General features: G+C 57.2%; 15 protein-coding genes. 3 read left to right on the forward strand and 12 right to left on the reverse strand.

The genetic code is table 11. The annotated features are described in order from the left end of the window. Position 1: 1 nt before the first annotated feature. The 5 genes from ACYVIS_RS16115 to ACYVIS_RS16135 form a co-directional block, all read right to left on the reverse strand. The gene (locus tag ACYVIS_RS16115) at positions 2–1,438 is read right to left on the reverse strand and encodes an FAD-linked oxidase C-terminal domain-containing protein (RefSeq protein ID WP_460874430.1); all 1,437 of its coding nucleotides are present in this window, start codon (positions 1,436–1,438) and stop codon (positions 2–4) included. A gap of 211 nt (positions 1,439–1,649) precedes the next feature. After that, complete coding sequence (locus ACYVIS_RS16120; RefSeq protein WP_460874423.1) at positions 1,650–3,062, reverse strand: FAD-binding oxidoreductase; 1,413 nt, start codon at positions 3,060–3,062, stop codon at positions 1,650–1,652. 45 nt (positions 3,063–3,107) lie between these two features. Then, on the reverse strand, positions 3,108–4,187 hold the full coding sequence (gene aroG / locus ACYVIS_RS16125; protein ID WP_232742729.1) for a 3-deoxy-7-phosphoheptulonate synthase AroG: 1,080 nt from the start codon (positions 4,185–4,187) through the stop codon (positions 3,108–3,110). 254 nt (positions 4,188–4,441) lie between these two features. After that, positions 4,442–5,899, reverse strand: a complete 1,458-nt coding sequence (gene tldD, locus ACYVIS_RS16130; protein WP_232742728.1) for a metalloprotease TldD — start codon at positions 5,897–5,899, stop codon at positions 4,442–4,444. Between the two features lie 31 nt (positions 5,900–5,930). Beyond that, positions 5,931–6,743 (reverse strand): carbon-nitrogen hydrolase family protein, encoded by an 813-nt coding sequence (locus ACYVIS_RS16135; protein WP_232742727.1) that lies wholly within the window; start codon positions 6,741–6,743, stop codon positions 5,931–5,933. 365 nt (positions 6,744–7,108) lie between these two features. On the opposite strand from ACYVIS_RS16135, the gene ACYVIS_RS16140 reads away from it, so the two are divergent. After that, positions 7,109–7,468: an H-NS histone family protein gene (locus ACYVIS_RS16140; protein ID WP_232742726.1), complete on the forward strand. Its 360-nt coding sequence runs from the start codon at positions 7,109–7,111 to the stop codon at positions 7,466–7,468. 10 nt (positions 7,469–7,478) lie between these two features. Here the strand turns inward: ACYVIS_RS16140 and ACYVIS_RS16145 are convergent, their stop codons facing one another. Beyond that, a complete protein-coding gene (locus tag ACYVIS_RS16145; RefSeq protein ID WP_232742725.1) occupies positions 7,479–8,129 on the reverse strand; it encodes a DUF4136 domain-containing protein in 651 nt (216 codons plus the stop codon). A 204-nt stretch (positions 8,130–8,333) separates the two neighbouring features. On the opposite strand from ACYVIS_RS16145, the gene pepN reads away from it, so the two are divergent. Both pepN and ACYVIS_RS16155 read left to right on the forward strand, forming a co-directional pair. Further along, positions 8,334–11,027 (forward strand): aminopeptidase N, encoded by a 2,694-nt coding sequence (pepN, locus tag ACYVIS_RS16150; protein WP_232742724.1) that lies wholly within the window; start codon positions 8,334–8,336, stop codon positions 11,025–11,027. A 15-nt stretch (positions 11,028–11,042) separates the two neighbouring features. Beyond that, a complete protein-coding gene (locus ACYVIS_RS16155; protein WP_460874424.1) occupies positions 11,043–12,056 on the forward strand; it encodes a class 1 fructose-bisphosphatase in 1,014 nt (337 codons plus the stop codon). 103 nt (positions 12,057–12,159) lie between these two features. Here the strand turns inward: ACYVIS_RS16155 and ACYVIS_RS16160 are convergent, their stop codons facing one another. The 6 genes from ACYVIS_RS16160 to ACYVIS_RS16185 all read right to left on the reverse strand — a co-directional run bounded on the left by ACYVIS_RS16160 (position 12,160) and on the right by ACYVIS_RS16185 (position 18,250). Beyond that, complete coding sequence (locus ACYVIS_RS16160) at positions 12,160–13,161, reverse strand: NAD(P)H-quinone oxidoreductase (protein WP_460874425.1); 1,002 nt, start codon at positions 13,159–13,161, stop codon at positions 12,160–12,162. A 12-nt stretch (positions 13,162–13,173) separates the two neighbouring features. Further along, positions 13,174–14,127, reverse strand: coding sequence for a Bug family tripartite tricarboxylate transporter substrate binding protein (locus ACYVIS_RS16165; protein WP_232742721.1), 954 nt, complete (start codon positions 14,125–14,127; stop codon positions 13,174–13,176). A 79-nt stretch (positions 14,128–14,206) separates the two neighbouring features. Continuing rightward, positions 14,207–14,998: a GntR family transcriptional regulator gene (locus tag ACYVIS_RS16170; protein WP_460874426.1), complete on the reverse strand. Its 792-nt coding sequence runs from the start codon at positions 14,996–14,998 to the stop codon at positions 14,207–14,209. Next, positions 14,961–16,088 (reverse strand): mandelate racemase/muconate lactonizing enzyme family protein, encoded by a 1,128-nt coding sequence (locus ACYVIS_RS16175; RefSeq protein WP_460874427.1) that lies wholly within the window; start codon positions 16,086–16,088, stop codon positions 14,961–14,963. Before ACYVIS_RS16175 ends, ACYVIS_RS16170 begins: the two co-directional genes overlap by 38 nt. A 54-nt stretch (positions 16,089–16,142) precedes the next feature. Continuing rightward, the gene (locus ACYVIS_RS16180; RefSeq protein ID WP_232742718.1) at positions 16,143–17,105 is read right to left on the reverse strand and encodes a Bug family tripartite tricarboxylate transporter substrate binding protein; all 963 of its coding nucleotides are present in this window, start codon (positions 17,103–17,105) and stop codon (positions 16,143–16,145) included. A 113-nt stretch (positions 17,106–17,218) separates the two neighbouring features. Further along, on the reverse strand, positions 17,219–18,250 hold the full coding sequence (locus ACYVIS_RS16185) for a TauD/TfdA family dioxygenase (RefSeq protein WP_460874428.1): 1,032 nt from the start codon (positions 18,248–18,250) through the stop codon (positions 17,219–17,221). Positions 18,251–18,585: the final 335 nt, after the last annotated feature.

The following is an 18,585-nucleotide window of genomic DNA, read 5'->3' on the forward strand; positions in this document are numbered from 1 at the left end:
CTCAAAAACGAGGTAATTCGGGAAAACGGATATCGCCGCCATGAACATGCATCTTGCCGTACTCCGCGCAGCGCGCCAGCGTCGGAATGACTTTTTCGGGATTCAGCAAGCCATACGGGTCGAAGGCGGTCTTGACCGCCGCAAACGCATCGAGCTCTTCGCGTGTGAATTGCACACACATTTGATTGATTTTTTCGATGCCCACGCCATGTTCGCCGGTGACCGTGCCGCCGACCTGCACGCACAGTTCAAGGATTTCAGCCCCGAATTTTTCGGCCCGCTCGACCTCGGCAGGCTGGTTCGAATCGAACATGATGAGCGGATGCAGATTTCCGTCGCCGGCATGAAAAACATTGGCGCAGCGCAAACCGTATTCATCTTCCATCTGCTCGATGGCACTGAGCACGCGGCCCAGGTGGCGGCGCGGGATCGTGCCATCCATGCAGTAGTAGTCGGGCGAAACCCGGCCAGCCGCGGGAAATGCATTTTTCCGGCCCGCCCAGAAGGTCAGGCGTTCGTGATCGGTACGCGACACCTGCAGGCGGGTTGCGCCGGCATCCCGAAAAACCGCTTCCATGCGTTCGATTTCGTCATCGACCTCGGCAGCCGTCCCGTCCGACTCGCATAACAGGATAGCGGCGGCCTCGAGATCGTAGCCCGCCTTTACAAAGGGCTCGACCATATGCACGGCGCGCTTGTCCATCATTTCGAGGCCTGCCGGAATGATTCCGGCAGCAATCACATTGGTTACCGCCCTGCTGGCCGCTTCAACGCTGGCAAAACTGGCCATGATGACTCGCGCGCATGCCGGCTTGGGAATCAGCTTGACCGTTACCTCGGTGACCACCCCGAGCATGCCCTCCGAACCTATGAAAGCCGCCAGCAAATTCAGGCCTGGGCTGTCGGGTGCTTCCGAACCCAGCTCGAGTATGGCGCCGTCGATGGTGACAACGCGAACCCGCAAAACATTATGAACAGTAAGGCCATATTTCAGACAATGTACCCCGCCCGAGTTTTCGGCGATGTTCCCACCGATGGAACAGGCAATCTGGCTGGAAGGATCGGGCGCATAATACAAACCGTATGCCGCCGCCGCTTCGGAAATGGCCAAATTGCGCACTCCGGGCTGCACGACAGCCGTTGCCGACGGCAAGTCGATTCGCTTGATTTGATTGAGCTTGGACAGGCCCAGCAGAATTCCTTGGGCATGCGGCATGGCTCCGCCTGACAAGCCTGTGCCGGCGCCGCGCGCAACAATCGGGATATTCAGCGCCTTGCATGCCTGCATGACGGCAATCACCTGCTCTTCATTTTCAGGCAATACCACCACCGGCGGCAGAGACCGGTACAGCGACAAGCCATCGCACTCGTAAGGCCGGGTGTCTTCGATTCTGGACAAAATGCAGTGTGCCGGGATATTTGTTTTAAGTCTTGCCATCAGCCCCACAAAATCCGGCCCGGTCGACTGTGCCGATGGCATCGCGTTATCGTTCATGTATAGTTTTCCCTCAAGCTATAAATGTAACGCGAATGCCTCGGAAATACATGACCGGGACTACCCTAAGACATCCTTTTGTCGATACTCGGGCGATACGTAAGCAGCCATGACATAAACTAAAAAAACAAGACAATCATGAAAACATGCGGCCTTACTTCATGGGAATAATTTTCCCCGGATTCAGGATGTTGTGGGGGTCGAAGGCATGCTTCAGGCTACGCATCAAATCCAATGCATCCTGTCCGTGTTCAGCCAGCATGAACTCCATTTTGTGCAAGCCGATGCCGTGTTCGCCGGTGCAGGTGCCATCCATATCGATGGCCCGCCTGACCAAGCGATGATTCAGGCGCTCGGACTCGTCCCAGTCGGACTGGCTGTCGGGATCAAGCAGCATCAGCACATGAAAATTGCCGTCGCCCACGTGGCCCACGATCATATAGGGGAAGCTTGCCTGATCCAGCTCTTTGGCGGTCTCGGACACGCATTCGGCCAGGCGTGAAATGGGCACACAGACGTCGGTAGTGCTGGCCCGTGCTCCAGGCCGCAGTTGCAGACCTGCAAAGTAGGCGTTATGCCTGGCCGTCCACAAACGACTGCGGTCTTCCGGGCGCTCGGCCCATTCGAAATCCATGCCGCCGTTATCGTGCGTAATGCTTTGCACGGTCTCGGCCTGTTCTTTGACCCCCGCCGCGCTGCCATGAAATTCGAACAGCAAGAGCGGCGATTCCTGCAAGCTGAGCTTGCTGTAGGCATTCGTCGCCCTGACGGCGGCGCTATCCATGAATTCGACCCGCGCCACCGGAACCCCCATCTGTATGATTTCAATCACGCTTTGCACGGCCGCATCAAGCGTGGAGAAATTGCAAATCGCGGCCGAAATGGCCTCGGGCTGCGGATACAAGCGCACCGTTACTTCGGTAATGATGCCCAGCGTACCTTCGCTGCCTACGAAAATCCGGGTCAGGTCATAGCCCGCCGACGATTTCTTGGCGCGATTCGCGGTTTCAATAATGCGCCCATCCGCGGTGACCACTTTCAGATTCATCACATTTTCGCGCATGGTGCCGTAGCGCACCGCATTCGTACCCGAAGCGCGCGTGGCGGCCATGCCTCCCAGGCTGGCATCGGCTCCGGGGTCGATCGGAAAAAACAGGCCAGTGTTGCGGATCTCTTCGTTGAGCTGCTTGCGGGTTACCCCTGCCTGCACGGTGGCGGTAAGATCTTCGGAATTGACCGCCACCATCTGGTTCATGCCGGACAAATCCAGGCTGATACCACCATGTACAGCCAATAGATGCCCCTCAATCGAGGAACCGGCGCCATAGGGAATCAGGGGCACCTTGTGCTGATGGCAGAGCCGGGCCACCCAGGCGACCTCGTCGGTACTGGACGCAAACACCACGGCATCGGGCAGCATGGGTGGATACGGCGATTCGTCGCGCCCGTGATGTTCGCAGACGGCATGAGCGGTGGAAACACGCTCTTTGAACTGTGCCTTTAACGCATCCAGAAAACCTGCCGGAATCGGGCGTCGGGCACTCTCGAGAAAAACTGGGGCATTCATCGATCAACTCCGGAAGTAATTTAGCTACGATACAACATTCAACCATTAGCTGACCGCGGAAGCCTGAGCGGCAACTTCTCGACGATGCCTGACCGCCTGCGCCAGACGCTCCATAACCTGCACCGAGGTATCCCAGTCGATGCATCCGTCGGTAATGCTTTGACCGTACACAAGAGGCTGGCCTTCGACGAGGTCCTGCCGCCCTCCGACCAGATGGCTTTCAACCATGACGCCGAAAATGCGCTCGTCGCCACTTTCCATCTGCTGTGCGATATTTTCAATTACCGCAGGCTGATTTCTGTAGTCTTTGTTACTGTTGGCGTGGCTCGCGTCTATCATCAGCCGGGCGCGCAAGCCCGATTTGGAGAGAATCTGGCATGCCTGCTCGACATTGTCGGCGTCGTAATTAGGCACTTTCCCGCCTCGCAGGATTGCGTGGCAGTCTTCATTGCCAACCGTAGACACAATCGCCGAATGGCCCCCCTTGGTAACCGACAGGAAATGATGCGGCTGAGACGCCGCCTTGATCGCGTCAACGGCGATTTTCACATTGCCATCGGTGCCATTTTTAAAACCTACCGGACACGACAGGCCCGAGGCAAGCTCGCGATGCACCTGGCTTTCAGTGGTACGCGCACCGATAGCTCCCCAGGACACCAGGTCGGCAATGTACTGCGGGGTGATCATGTCAAGGAACTCGCAGCCCGCGGGCAGGCCAAGATCATTGACATTGATAAGCAGCTCGCGCGCCGTGCGCAAACCCTGATTGATGTTGAAACTGCCATCCAGCATGGGATCGTTGATCAGCCCCTTCCAGCCAACCGTAGTGCGGGGTTTTTCGAAATAAACCCGCATGATGATTTCAAGCTCGCCCTTGAAGCGCTCGCGTTGCTTCTGGAGGCGCTTGGCATATTCCAGCGCGGCCTCCGGGTAATGAATCGAGCATGGCCCTATTACCACTGCCAGGCGATCATCGGCGCCCTGCAGAATATTGTGCAGGGCATGGCGAGCCTGGTACACCGTATTCGAAATCTTGGTCGTACACGTAAATTCGCGCATGACGTGAGCGGGCGGGCTCAACTCTTTAATTTCTCGAATACGTAAATCGTCGGTATTGTGTAACACGGATCAGCTCCAGGGTAATGTCCATCTCGGCAAGCGGTACAAAAAAAGCCGCCTAGCTAAGCTGGCGGCTTTTTGGGAATTTGGTTTTTTTACTGCGTACTACGCTTCCCTTCCTCCACCAGCGGTCTTGGAAAGGTATAAAAATAAAAGAAAAATTGGCTTGCGCAGTGCATGGTTGTAAATCCTAGCACAGAGTCGGCGGCATGCCAAATAAAATCAATGGCAATTTGCGACTCTGTGCAAAAAAACCGGGCTCAGGCAGTGCCGCCGACCGTCAGGCCATCCATGCGCACCGTTGGCATCCCAACTCCAACAGGAACGCTTTGCCCCTCTTTGCCGCAGGTTCCGACACCGGAATCCAGTTGCAAATCGTTGCCTATCATGCTCACCCGGTTCATGGCGTCGGGCCCGTTGCCTATCAGGGTGGCTCCCTTGACCGGATAGCTTATTTTGCCGTTTTCGATCACATAGGCCTCGGACGCCGAAAAAACAAACTTGCCGCTGGTGATGTCGACCTGGCCACCGCCAAAATTGACCGCGTAGAGGCCTTTTTTAACCGAGGCGATAATTCCGGCCGGATCTTCCTTGCCTGCCAGCATATAGGTATTGGTCATGCGCGGCATGGGCAAATGCGCAAACGACTCACGCCGGCCATTGCCGGTAACTGCCGTTTTCATCAGGCGTGCATTCATGGAGTCTTGCATATAGCCACGCAAAATGCCGTCCTCAATCAGCACATTGCGCTGGGTGGGGTTGCCTTCGTCGTCGACATTGAGCGACCCGCGGCGATCGGCCAGGGTTCCGTCATCGACCACAGTAACCCCTTTGGAGGCCACCCGTTCGCCCATGCGGCCGGCAAAAATGCTTGAGCCCTTGCGATTGAAATCGCCCTCCAGGCCGTGCCCCACCGCTTCGTGCAGCAAAATACCGGGCCAACCCGAACCCAGCACCACTGTCATTTCGCCGGCAGGCGCCGGCCGCGCCTCGAGATTGATCAGGGCCTCGTGGGTTGCGCGCTTGACGTAGGAGCGCAGAATTTCGTCGGAGAAATAGGCCAGGCCGGTACGCCCGCCTCCGCCGCCGTGCCCCATTTCGCGCCGGCCGCCACGCTCGGCAATCACCGTAAGAGAAAGCCGCACCAGGGGGCGCACGTCGGCAACCAGACGGCCGTCGCTGCCCGCGACCAGGATCACATCGTATTCGGCGCCCAGGCCGGCCATGACCTGGATAATATGCGGGTCGGCGGCGCGCGCCATGGCTTCGACGCGCTCGAGCAAAGCCACTTTGTCGGGCGCCGACAGAGTATTCAAGGGATCGATCGCAGGGTATAAATCGTGGTTGACCCGAGCCTGCCCGGTGACGACCTTTTGGCGCCCGGCCCCTTGCCGGCCTATGCTGCGCACGGTTCGGGCGGAAGACAACAATGCTTCGGCGGACAAAGTATCGGAATACGCGAAAGCGGTTTTCTCGCCACTGATGGCGCGCACCCCCACGCCCTGGCCGATGGAAAAACTGCCCGTTTTGACTATGCCCTCTTCGAGGCTCCAGCCTTCGCTGCGCGTATATTGAAAATACAGATCGGCATAGTCGACTTTATGCGTAAAGATTTCGCCCAGGGCACGTGCCATATCCGCTTCGCTCAAGCCCCAGGGGTCGAGCAGGACGGATTTGGCCGTGGCCAATGCATTAATCGTAGGGTCGGAAAGTTTCATGACAAGTGGCGCTACCATAATTAAACAAGGATTACATCGTACGATGTTTCAAGGCGGGCAAAGCTTCACGCACATCGGCCAGGCGTTGTTGATCTACGGCGCCTATTGCGAAACCAAGCCCTTCGGGGCATTCGTCGACTATATCGCCCCACGGGTCAATTAGAACAGAATGCCCCCAGGTGCGGCGACCATTTTCATGCTTGCCGCCTTGTGCAGCCGCCAGGACGTAACATTGATTTTCAATGGCGCGGGCACGCAGCAGAATTTCCCAATGGGCGGAGCCGGTGGTGTAGGTAAATGCCGAGGGCACAATAATCAGGCTGACTTCGCCCAGGGCCCGATAAAGCTCGGGGAAACGCAAATCGTAACAAATCGACAGGCCGACCTTGCCGCAGGGAGCGTCGAATAATTGAGGGGTATTTTCGCCGGGCCGAATCGAAACAGATTCGTCGTAGGATTCGCCGCCCTTCCTGAAACCGAACAAATGGATTTTGTCGTAGCGTCCGATGCGGGCGCCGGTCGGATCGAAAACCAGGCTGGTATTATAAATGCGTTGATTATCCGGGCTTTCCAGGGGTAGCGTGCCGCCAACCAGCCAAATACCATGCTGCAAGGCCTGCGCCTTGAGGAAATCCTGTATGGGGCCTTGCCCCAAAGCTTCACGCAGATCGAGTTTATCGCGATCATGGCGGCCCATTAAACAAAAATACTCAGGCAAAGTGATTAATTCGGCTCCCGCGCGCGCCGCCTGCCCAATCAAATCGGCGGCCTGTTTCAAGTTTTCGGTCAGGTCGGTGGTCGAAACGGTTTGAATAGCCGCGACACGAAAGTTTTTTGCGGTCATGATGATTTTCTATCGCCATAAAATATATATCAGTTTCTGATTTTCAAAATAGCAAAGCTTGTATGCAATACTCCAGGCCATTCAGAAAATTAATCAGCAACGATGGATAAACATTAAAAGTTGATGTTATTATTTCAATCGCAAACATCAATACCTGCGTTAACAACGCCGATAATCAGGCATCTGCAAGAAATCGCCAAAACTCCAGTTGCAGCCAGCCAATATGTGCAGCAGCAAGCACCCAAATTCATTATGTACGGCAATCGGCAATAACGCGGCCATGGATATTTGTAAGCAGACAATATCAGACGGCAGGTTTTCTTGACCTAAATACGGTAATCATACATATTCATCAGGAATGCACAATGGCACAAGATACTTACTCTACCCTCAAGTTGAAAATCGAAAAAGAAATCGCCAAGCTGCAAAAAAAGGCTCAAGACCTTCAAGCCAAACGCCGCAACCCTGTTATTGCATCAATTATCCGTTCAATGCGCGAATATGGCATTACACCGCAGGAAATCGCCACAGCCTATAATAAAGGGCCGGGCAAAACCGCCACTGTGCGCAAGTCTGAAACCAAGCCTGCCGTCAAACGCGCCGTGCCTGTCAAATACCGCCATCCTCAAACTGGCGAATCCTGGACCGGCCGAGGCAAGGCGCCTCGCTGGATTTCCGCAGCCGAAGCCGCTGGCGAAAAGCGTGAAAGCTTCCTGATTTCCTGATTAAACCTGCTTATCGCGGATTTCTTTCATACCTGATTTCACGCACCTGGCCATTATTCCCCGGGAAACCGTCAAAAACAGCACGCGCCAAATAAGGCATTACAGGCAAAAGATTATCTCCTCCGCTGAAATTCACAGCACTGGAACGATATACTTCGGCGCCATGATTGTGACGATCCTTGATCGAAACAGTCAGGGAATTCTTGTAAACCTGCACCGGCACATTAACAATGGACGGGCCAAAATACACCCCGCCTCCCCAGCCTCGGTTATAGGGGCCATAATAGCCACCCCAACCAGGTCCGAATCCATTATAAAAAGGCGGGTCGGCATATTGTTGCACCCAAGTCTGGGTAACTGGATTTCCATAAGTGAAGGTCACATCGAATCTGGCGGGCTGGTTTTTAATGGCCTCGACCAGGCCAGTAGGGCCGATCGCTGCGCGAATCATATCGGCATAGGTATCGAACTCGAGATTATTGGTTTGAGTCGGGCCAGGCACAAGACGATACGTCTGCCCGGCAACTCCGGCCGGCCATTGCTGGTACGACGTGACTCGAGCCGATATGGTCGACGCGCAGCCCGCCAGCAACAGCGTGCACGACAGCAGCGCCCAGCGTCGCCATGAGGCAAACCAGCCCTCGGTCATTTTCTGCAACATAATACTCACCTCATTGTGCCTTCTGGAAAATCATGCATGTCCCGCCATGCAAGAAAAACCCTCCGCCTATCATTAAAACAGCATAATGCCATTTATATACGATAAGACAATGAACCGCGGAAAAAGGTTGCACACGCCCATCAAAACAGCGGCTCCCGCACACACTACAATACGGCGTATTGAAAATACTTTCAGGCCTGCGCCATGCATACCAATATTGCTTCCACTGTTGCCCGCCTCGATTATCAGGCCTATCCATACCGCCTGCCCAATGTAGAACTGCATTTCGATCTCGATGCCGAGCAGACCCGTGTGAGCGCACGCCTGCATCTGGAACGCGCCACGGAAAGCAATCTGCCCCTGGTCCTGAACGGGGAAAACATACAGATGGAGTCGGTGGCCATCGACGGCCAGGCACTACGTCCCGACCAATACCGCCTTGACGAAAAATCGCTCACCCTGTTCCCGACGACGGCTGTTTTTGTCGTCGATGTGGTAAGTCTGTGCAAGCCCGCCGAAAACTCCACGCTGATGGGCTTGTATCTGTCGGGCAATAGCCTGTTTACCCAATGCGAAGCCGAAGGGTTCAGAAGCATAGTATGGTTCCCCGACCGCCCCGACGTCATGTCGCGCTATCGGGTAACGCTATGCGCCGATAAGACCCTGTATCCCCTGCTGCTTTCCAACGGAAACCTGCTGGAAACCAGCGATCTTGCCGATAACCGGCACACTGCCGTCTGGGAAGACCCCCACCCCAAGCCGTGCTACCTGTTTGCCCTGGTGGCCGGCCATTTCAGTTGCAGAGAGCAAACCGTCCAGACACGCAGCGGGCGCCAGGCCCTGCTGCAGGTCTACAGCGATCTCGATTCACATTCCAAGACCGAGTGGGCGCTCAACTCACTGGTCCATGCGGTCAAATGGGACGAGCAGCGCTTCGGCCTGGAACTCGACCTCGACCGGTTCATGGTGGTCGCCGCGCGCGACTTCAATATGGGCGCCATGGAAAACAAGGGCCTGAATATTTTCAATTCCGCCTACGTGCTGGCCGACCCGGACACGGCCACCGACAGCAGCTACCAGGCTATCGAATCCGTCATCGGGCATGAATATTTCCATAACTGGACCGGTAATCGCGTCACCTGCCGCGACTGGTTCCAGCTTTCCCTGAAAGAAGGGTTGACTGTATTTCGCGACCAGGAATTCTCGGCCGACATGATGTCCCAGGGCCTTGCTCCCGCCGAGGCCAGGAGCGCGCGCGCCGTGAACCGCATCGACGACGTCAGCACGCTCAGGGTCGCCCAATTTCCCGAGGATGCCGGCCCCATGGCGCATCCCATACGCCCCGAGAGCTATCAGGAAATCGGCAATTTCTACACGGCTACCGTGTACGAAAAAGGCGCTGAAGTCATCCGCATGCAGCACACGCTGCTGGGCGAAGCCGGATTCAGGGCCGGGATGGACGAATATTTTCGGCGCCATGACGGGGCCGCCGTTACGTGCGACGATTTCGTCAATGCCATGGAATCAGTCTATGTCCGGCAGAACCCTGGCAAAAACCTCGATATATTTCGACGCTGGTATTCGCAGGCCGGTACGCCGCGCGTCAAAGTAGAACTCCACTACGACCAGCAAAAGCAGTCCTGCTCCATTACCCTGAGCCAGCACTGCGATCCGGTAGGCATCGAAAAGCTTCTTACTCCGCCGCAAGTCAAGCCGCCTTTGCACATTCCATTCGCGCTGGGCTTGCTCGACCAGGCAGGCAAGCCGCTCCCCATCCATCATCAAGGCCACACGCACGACACAATACTGCTTGAATTGTGCGCCGAACAGCAAACCTGGGTTTTCGATAAGCTTCCTGAAGCGCCCATCCCTTCATTGCTGCGAAATTTTTCAGCGCCGGTAATTGTCGAATACCAGCGTTCAAATGCCGAGCTTGCCCTGCTCGCGCAGCACGATACCGATCCGTTTGCGCGCTGGGAAGCCGGCCAGGAATTGGCAAGCCGCCAACTGCTGGAAATGGTCCAGGCCTGCCAGGCCAAACAGCCGCTGACCGTGCATCCCGACTTCATCGAAACCTGGCGCGCCCTGTTGGAAGACCCACAGCTGACCCCCGCCTATCGCGCATGGGCATTGACCTTGCCAGCCGAAAAAATCCTGCTGGAAAAAACCACACCTATGGATCCAGCCGCGGTAACCACCGCGCGGACAGAGCTGCGCAGCGTACTGGGCTCCACCTTGGGGCCATTATGGCTAAATGCCTATCACCAGGCCACCACCCCAGCCGGCGACTATCGCCCCGATGCGTTGTCGGCGGGCCGAAGGGCCTTGAAAAACCTCTCGTTGTCCTATCTTATGGCAGGTGCCCACCCCCAGGCGGCAACGCTGGCGCTCAAACAATATTACGACGCCAAGAACATGACCGACCGCATGGGGGGCCTGTCGGCCCTGGTCAACTTTTCCGATACCCCCGCGGGTTCGCAGGCCCTGAGCCATTTTTACGAACAGTGGCAACAGGAACCGCTGGTTGTGGATCGCTGGTTTGCATTGCAGGCCGCGGCTCCAAGCACCACGGTAGACACCATACGTGCCCTGATGTTGCATCCGGCTTTTACCTTGCGCAACCCCAACCGGGCCCGCTCGCTGATTTTCCAGTTTTGCATGAATAATCTGCAAGGTGTTCACACCCCGGAAGGCTACGCCTTCTGGGCCGAGCAGGTCATTGCCCTGGACCAGATCAACCCTGAAATCGCGGCACGCCTGGCACGCGCTTTCGATAACTGGGCCCGCTTCGTTCCGGCCAGCCGCAGCGCAATCAAACAGGCGCTCGAACATATACAAGGGCAAGCCACCCTGTCGAGCAATGTTGGCGAAATCGTATCCAAAGCCTTAAAAATCTAATCTCGGGAGCCCATCTTGAAACGCAAAACCCTAACGCAATACCTGGTTGAACAACAACGCAAAAAACAGGCCGTCTCGGCTGAAGTGCGCCTGCTGATCGAAACCGTTGCCCGAGCCTGCAAGGCCATCGGACACGCCGTGGGCAAAGGCGCGCTGGGCGGCGTATTGGGCAGCCTGGAAACCGAAAATGTTCAAGGTGAAGTCCAGAAAAAGCTCGATGTGCTATCGAACGAAATCCTGCTGGAAGCCAATGAATGGGGCGGGCACCTTGCCGCCATGGCTTCCGAAGAAATGGAAACCATCCACCGGATTCCTAATCGTTATCCCAAAGGCGAATACCTTCTGCTGTTCGATCCCCTGGATGGCTCTTCGAATATCGACGTCAATGTATCGATCGGCACTATTTTTTCGGTATTGCGCGCGCCCCATCATGCTTCCGGACGCGAGGTCGACGAAGAAGATTTCTTGCAGGCCGGCACTGAACAGGTTGCCGCAGGCTATGCCGTATACGGCCCCCAAAGTTCGCTGGTGCTGACCGTCGGCACGGGTGTCGTCGGCTTTACCCTGGATCGCGAAATGGGCTCATGGGTACTGACCAGCGAAAGCATCACCATCCCCGAGCAAACTTCCGAATTTGCCATCAATATGTCCAATATGCGTCATTGGGAAGCTCCGGTAAAACGCTATATCGACGATTGCCTGGCTGGAAAAGACGGCCCTCTGGGCAAAGACTACAACATGCGCTGGATCGCCTCGATGGTGGCCGACGTGCATCGCATCCTGACCCGCGGCGGCATATTCATGTACCCGCGCGACCAGCGCCCGTCGGGCAAGGCCGGCAAACTCAGGCTAATGTACGAAGCCAATCCCATGAGCTTTATCATCGAACAGGCGGGCGGTGCCGCCATCGACGGCGCCGAGCGCATTCTGGAGGCCAAACCGTCAGCCCTGCATCAGCGCATAGGCGTGATCCTTGGATCCAAGGCCGAGGTAGAACGCGTGCAGCGCTATCACCGCGAGTCAAAATAGCAGACTCTCCGATCTCTAGGGGGCGCCCCTTTGTGGGCGCCCGAGACGCCAGTGGCCATTGAATTGGCCAAGAGCGGGCACAAAGGCCCGCTCCTGCTGTACCTCACTGCGCAATGGATTCGACAGCAAGCAGCAATTTGCCGATATTGTCGCCTTGCTCCAGGCGGCGATGCGCGCTATGCGCCTCGGCAAGCGGGTAGACCTCACTGATCACCGGTCGGATGGCCTCACCCAGCAAGGGCCAGACGTGCTCCTTGAGCGCCTCAGCGACCTTTCTCTTTCTGGCCGGCGCCAGCGGCCGCATCAACGACCCCGTAATGCGCGCCTCCTTCTGCATCACTGCTCGCAGAGGCACCGGAAGAGGGCCGCCCGGGCCCTGTGACAAATGAACGATCCTGCCGCCGTACGCCAGCACCGCCAAGTTTTGATCGATGTAACGCCCGCCCGACATATCGAGTACCACGTCGACCCCGATACCCGCTTCGGCCATGCGTTTCGCGAAGTCATCCGTCCGATAGTTGAACGCATCGTTCGCGCCCAGCGAACGGGCAAACGCCACTTTCTCATCGCTGCCGCAAGTCGTGTAGACCGCGTGCCCCAGAGCTCGCAGCAACTGGATCGCAAACACTCCCACACCGCTGGTCCCGCCATGAATCAACGCGGTTTCACCCGGCTGCATCGCGCCAACCGAAAAGAAGTTGTACCAGGAAGTGAAGGCCGCCTCGGGCACGCTGGCCGCTTCGCGCAAGGATAGATGGGCGGGAACCGGGAATACATTGGCCGCATCGGCGATCGCATATTGGGCATACCCGCCGCCGTCGACCAAGGCGCAAACCGGTGAGCCAACTTCAATACCGCGGACGTCGCCACCCACCGATTCGATATGGCCTGATACCTCCAGACCCGGGATGTCCGACTCATGCGTATTGGGCCCCCTTGAACGCTGGCCGCAGTCATGCCGGTTGATGCCAGCGGAATGCACGCGAATCAATACCTGGCCGGAGGCCGGTTGCGGCCGGTCGCGCCGCGCCATGGTCAATACCTCCGGGCCACCCGCTCGCGCAATGGCAATGACATCCTGAGACATCGATTCAATGTTTCCCATATTTGATCAACCTTATTGTTTACCTGTCGGACTCTGGACCACGGGTGCCCAGCGCGTGTGTTCCTGGGCGAGAAAGGAAGCAAAGTCCTTGGCGCCCAGGTAGGCCGGCCGAGAGTCCAACTGTGTCAAATGATGGATGACAGTAGGATCGGACATGGCCTCGCGCACACTTTGCTCGAGTCTTGCAATGATTGCCGGTGGAGTCTTCCGTGGCACCTGCAAGCCGTACCATGACGAAACATCGACCTTCGAATAGCCCATTTCCATCAGCGTGGGCACCTCTGGATGCTTGGGTGAGCGTATATCACTGCTGCTGGCGAGCAGCCGCAACTGCTTGCTCTGAGTATGGGACGCCACGTTGGTCGCCGCTACCGCGGCAATGGACAGACGGTTACTGATCAGATCGATGAGGATCGGCGGCGCCCCTTTGTACAGAATCGGCGTCAGGCTGATTCCAGTCGCGGAAGTCAGCAGGCTCATGACCAATTCCTGGGTCGATCCAACTCCCGTGCTGCCATAGAACATGCCCGGTTTCTCATGCGCCATTTGCACATAGCTCTGGAGGGTCTTGGCCGGAGAATCGAATGCCGTCACCAGATAGTTTGGCGATTTTGCGAGTCGTGCCACCGGCGCCAGATCTTCTTCACGCCAGCTCAGGTTTTTTTCGACGAGCGGATTAAGCGTCAGCCATTGGCTGGTCGCAAGCACTGTGTAGCCATCAGGCGCCGCCCGTGCCACCACTGCCGCCCCGATATTCGAACTGGCTCCCGGGCGATTTTCCACCACCACAGGCTGGGCCAATGTCTTCGAGATGCTCGCGCCCACCGTACGCATGATGATATCGACCGCGCCACCGGCCGGATATGGCACCACGATATGAATCGGCTGGCGAGGCCAATCGGCGGCGTTTGCCGAACCGACCACCAGGCATGCCGCTGAAAACACAAATGCACTCGATATTTTCATGTTTGTCTCCTCGTTCTGTCCAGACCAGGCCGGTCTGTGGATTGCAAGCCCATAACTCTTTCGTGAAAGCAGATGCCGGCTAGGTTTCTTTAAGTTTTTCGGCGGCCTCGGCAATCTGCAGTGCGAACTGCGCAGTGGACAGCGTGACCTGCCTGGCGGCCTTCGCTGCCGCCCAGGCATCGCCACGCTGCATGGCCTCCAGCATCGCCTGCCATAGTCGATTCGACTCGCGTCGACGTTCGACGGTCGACTGGCCCAGGAAGCAGTAGTACCAAAGCAGCTTCTGCCGAAAGTCCGTCACCATCGCGTGCAAATACCGGTTGCCCGCCAAACTCGATGTCAATGTGCTGATGGTCGCCGTCTGCTGCTTGTAGGCACGCTCGTCCCTCCCCGCCTCGGTCAGTTCAATCAGCTTGCCGATTTCCTCGCTCACCGCCGCAATCTTCTCGGGCGAGCCGTCTTCAGTGATCCTCTGCACACAGATAGCCAACAGATCGGCGCGAATCTCGAACAATTCGCGGATCTCTTCCAAAGAGTGCCGGATCACGCATACGCCGCGCCATGGAAAAATTTCAATCAGGCCTTCGCGCTCAAGTACCCGGAATGCTTCTCTAAGTGGCGCCCGGCTGGTGCCAAAACGCAGCGCGATTTCCTGTTCCTTGAGGCGTTCGCCGGGGCTGTAGACGCCCGTCACAATATCATTGGCCAAGCGCGAGGCGATCTGATCGACCAGGGACTGGGGCTGCACTCGCTCGTGTGGCAAAGAGGAAGAAGCGGAATGTGACGTCATGATCCGGAGGTAAAAGAGTTGAAAGGGGCAATGCACAATAACATCAGCGATCGATCCGATAAATTGCCAGCTTGGCTTCATCGACGATCAAGCCGATGCCCGGACCATCGGGCAGTGTCAGGCACCCTTCGCTGATAACGAGGTCGCGATCGCAAATGTGGTCGCAAGCATCCAGAAACGTACTGAATTCATGTTCGTGCTCTGAAGGATAAGAACATGCGAATTGCGCCGCCGCACAGGCCGTGATGTGCATATCGCCCTGGCTGCCGCTATGCAGCGGAAGGTGAAAGCCCCTGCACAGCGCGACGATGTCGCGCGCCTGCCGATAGCCATTGCGGGCAACCTTGAGAACTACCGCGCGAATGGCGCCAAGCTTGAGCTCATGCAACACATCGTCCGGGCTGAAGCAGCTGTCGTCGCCGCTGATCGGAATACTCGTACGCCCGGCGCACAGGCTCTTGCCCGCGGCATCCCTGGCTGCCAGCGGTTCTTCGATCAGCGCTATGTCGATCTCTTCCAGGGCAGGCAACGCCCGGAGCAGCATGTGCGCGGTCAAGGACTGATTGAAGTCTATCGAGATAGAAACGGTATCGCCACACAGCCGGCGCAGCTTGCGCAGGAAGGCGATATCGTTCCGGTATTCGTGGGAACCCTTCACCTTCAATGCGCGAAAACCGTATTTGCCCATCATTTCATCGGCATCGCGCAGCATGTCCGTTTCAGACGCCATGCGCAGGCGCCAACTGACCGGCAGCGGCCGGTGAATGGCGCCAAGCAATCGGGCGCAGCTTATACCCAGACTCTTCGCCTGCGCGTCGTGAACCGCCATGTCGATCGCCGCTTTCGCGACCTGATTGCCGCCGAAGCTCCCAAGTATGTTCCATATCGCATCGAGATCGAAAGCGTCGATCCCTATCAACCGTGGCGTGAAGTGGTCGTCGATGATGGCCACAATCGATTTCTGCGTGTCGCCCAGTATGGTCGGCCGCGACGGCGCATCGGCAATGCCCTGGGTGCCATCCGACAACGTGACGCGTACCAGCACATTGTCGACGTCCGTCATCATTCCACGGGCCCAGGCAATGGGCCTCGCCAAAGGAATCACATAGGGAATCGCTTCGATACGGCGAATGACAAGATGGTCTGGGCCGGCGGCAAGGGGCGGGTTCATACTTCTCGCAAAAGACACTGCAGGGATGGAAAGCTCATCTGACATCATGGCGCGTTAAGGCGTGATTCCCAGTTTATTGACCAGGCCGCCCCATTTCTTCACCCCTTCGGTGATTGAACGGCGCGCTGCTTCGGGCGTACCGCCAACTGGCTCGGCCCCTTCCTGCGCCAGGCTGGCCTTGACTTCAGGTAATTTGAGAATGCGATTGACCTCGACATTGAGCCGGTCGATGAGCGGCTTGGGAGTGCCGGCCGGCACCATCAAGGCGAACCAACCCAGCGCCTCGTAGCCAGGCACTCCCGCTTCGGCCACGGTCGGCGTATGCGGCAACAGGGGATGGCGCGTGGCGCCCGTCACCGCAAGTGCCTTGAGCCTGCCCGTAGCGATCTGCCCAATGACTAATGGAAATGGCGCAAACGACAGCTGAATCGTACCCGCCATGACATCATTGATCGCGGGCCCACTGCCTTTGTATGGCACGTGCGTCATGTCGATATGGGCCATCGACGCGAACAATGCTCCGAACAGATGGTTTGACGACCCGCTGCCTGAAGATCCATAGTTCAGCTTGCCGGGATTCGCCTTGGCATAGGCGATCAGGCCTTTCACATCATTGAAAGGCAACTTGGGGTTGGCCACCAGGACAGTCTGCGGCGTCGCGAGCAGGGCGACGGGTGCCAGGTCGGCTACCGGATCGTACGGCAGGGTTTTGTACCAGGCGGCCGCGGTAAGGATATTGCCAAAGCTGGCGAGCACCATCGTGTAGCCATCAGGCTTGGCTTTTGCAACCGCGTCGACTCCAATGGTGCCTGCGGCCCCCGGGCGATTCTCCACCACTACCGTCTGGCCGGTGGATTCGCCGAGCCTCTGCGCAATCATGCGGCCCAGCAGATCGGTGTTGCCGCCAGGCGTATAGGGCACGATCAAGCGAATCGGCCGGTCGGGATACACGCTTGCTCCGTGGGCCAATGCCATACAGGCGGCCAAGCCGATGGCTGCAATCAGTCTCTGAATCATTGAAGCATCTCCCCTTTCATTCGCCCTATACACGGACGATGAATTCATGGTAATGAGACGCCGTTGCCATCGAACCCGGGATAGATCGATTTCAACGGCATCGGGCGGTTAATTCAGGCATGGGCATCAGCGGGTTCGCCGTGCCGTCTGGCATACGAGGTGCTGAATTCGCGCGTCTGTGCGAAAACAGGCGGCAGCGGGCGTCCGTTGGGCAGTGTGAGCCAGGCCCGCAGGAGATGGCGGCGCCGCGCGGGATCGTCGTCATCCTGGTATTTGGCGCGCGCATGCAGCACCGCGTAGTTGCTGGCCAACTGGATATCGCCGGCCTGCATGTAGAACGATAGCTGCACCTCGGGATCGATACAGAGAGATTCAATCAGATCGATGGAGTCCTGCTGCGCCGGAGTCAGGCGCGGAACCTCGGGAAATTCCTGGGCCGTGCGCAAATAACGCCTCTTATAAAGAATGCTGAGCCGCCCCGCGAAGAAATTGAAAATGGGCACGGACTGGACCTTCAGGCCGCCGCGATGCTGGCCACGCGTATCGAAATGGAAGGGCTGCTGCAGTACCTCAATGAGATCGGGACGGCGACGTAGCACTTCATTGTATAAATGGGCGACGCTCACCAGTTTGCTTATCCCCCCTGATTTTGCCGGCCTCAGGCAGAGCAGCATGAAGGCATCCCCGCCATCGTTGTGAAAGGTCAGCTCATCGTCTGTTTGATAGCTTCGGACCGAATTATTCTTTTCGACTCGCAGCCCTGTGTTGGTCACGCTGTGCAAGCGATTGCCCGCACGATCCTGTTCTTGAGGCTCTCCAAGATGAACCGACAAGCCCCAGAAAAGAATACGGCTGTCTTCCAGCGAGTAGTGCTCGACGGGCAAGCCGCGCAACAGGGCGAACCCCCTGCCGCCCTCGAGGTCGTTGCGCACCGCGTCGAGGCGGCGCGCCATCAAAGGCATGGGGAAATCGTCGCGCGTGAGGCTTGTCAGTTCCACACCCATGGTTTTCACGTGCTTTACAGCTGCATCGATTTCATCAATTTCGGCGGGGCTCAGGTGGCTGATCCATTGTTCGCTGCCGCGCAAACTGGCGCCGCTCCATACCTCCGGGCCAGAAAGAAATCCGGATTTCTGCTGTTCCATAGCGTCTCCTCGGCCGCGGCCTATATTGAATAACGTAAGATTTACCTATTGTCGACAATATAACAATAAGTGGAAACCCGTAAGGTGAGCGAGAAAACTGAGCTGGCCCATTGGGGCGTTTTCGGTTCTAGCGTTTATGGGGCTGGACGCGTTTCAGTGACTTTTGTTTTGGGCTGTTTTTAGGCTTGAGGTGTGAATTTGAGCTGCCTGTACCGGTTTGAGCGATGGCTTTGGGCTGTGCGTTGCTGTGTTTCTGTGTGGGCGGCGGTTATTTCTATTCTATAAAGACGCCGCAGGGTGGGCGGTGCTGTGTAGTCCGGCACGTCCAGCGGTCG

The organism is Paralcaligenes ginsengisoli (assembly GCF_054781135.1).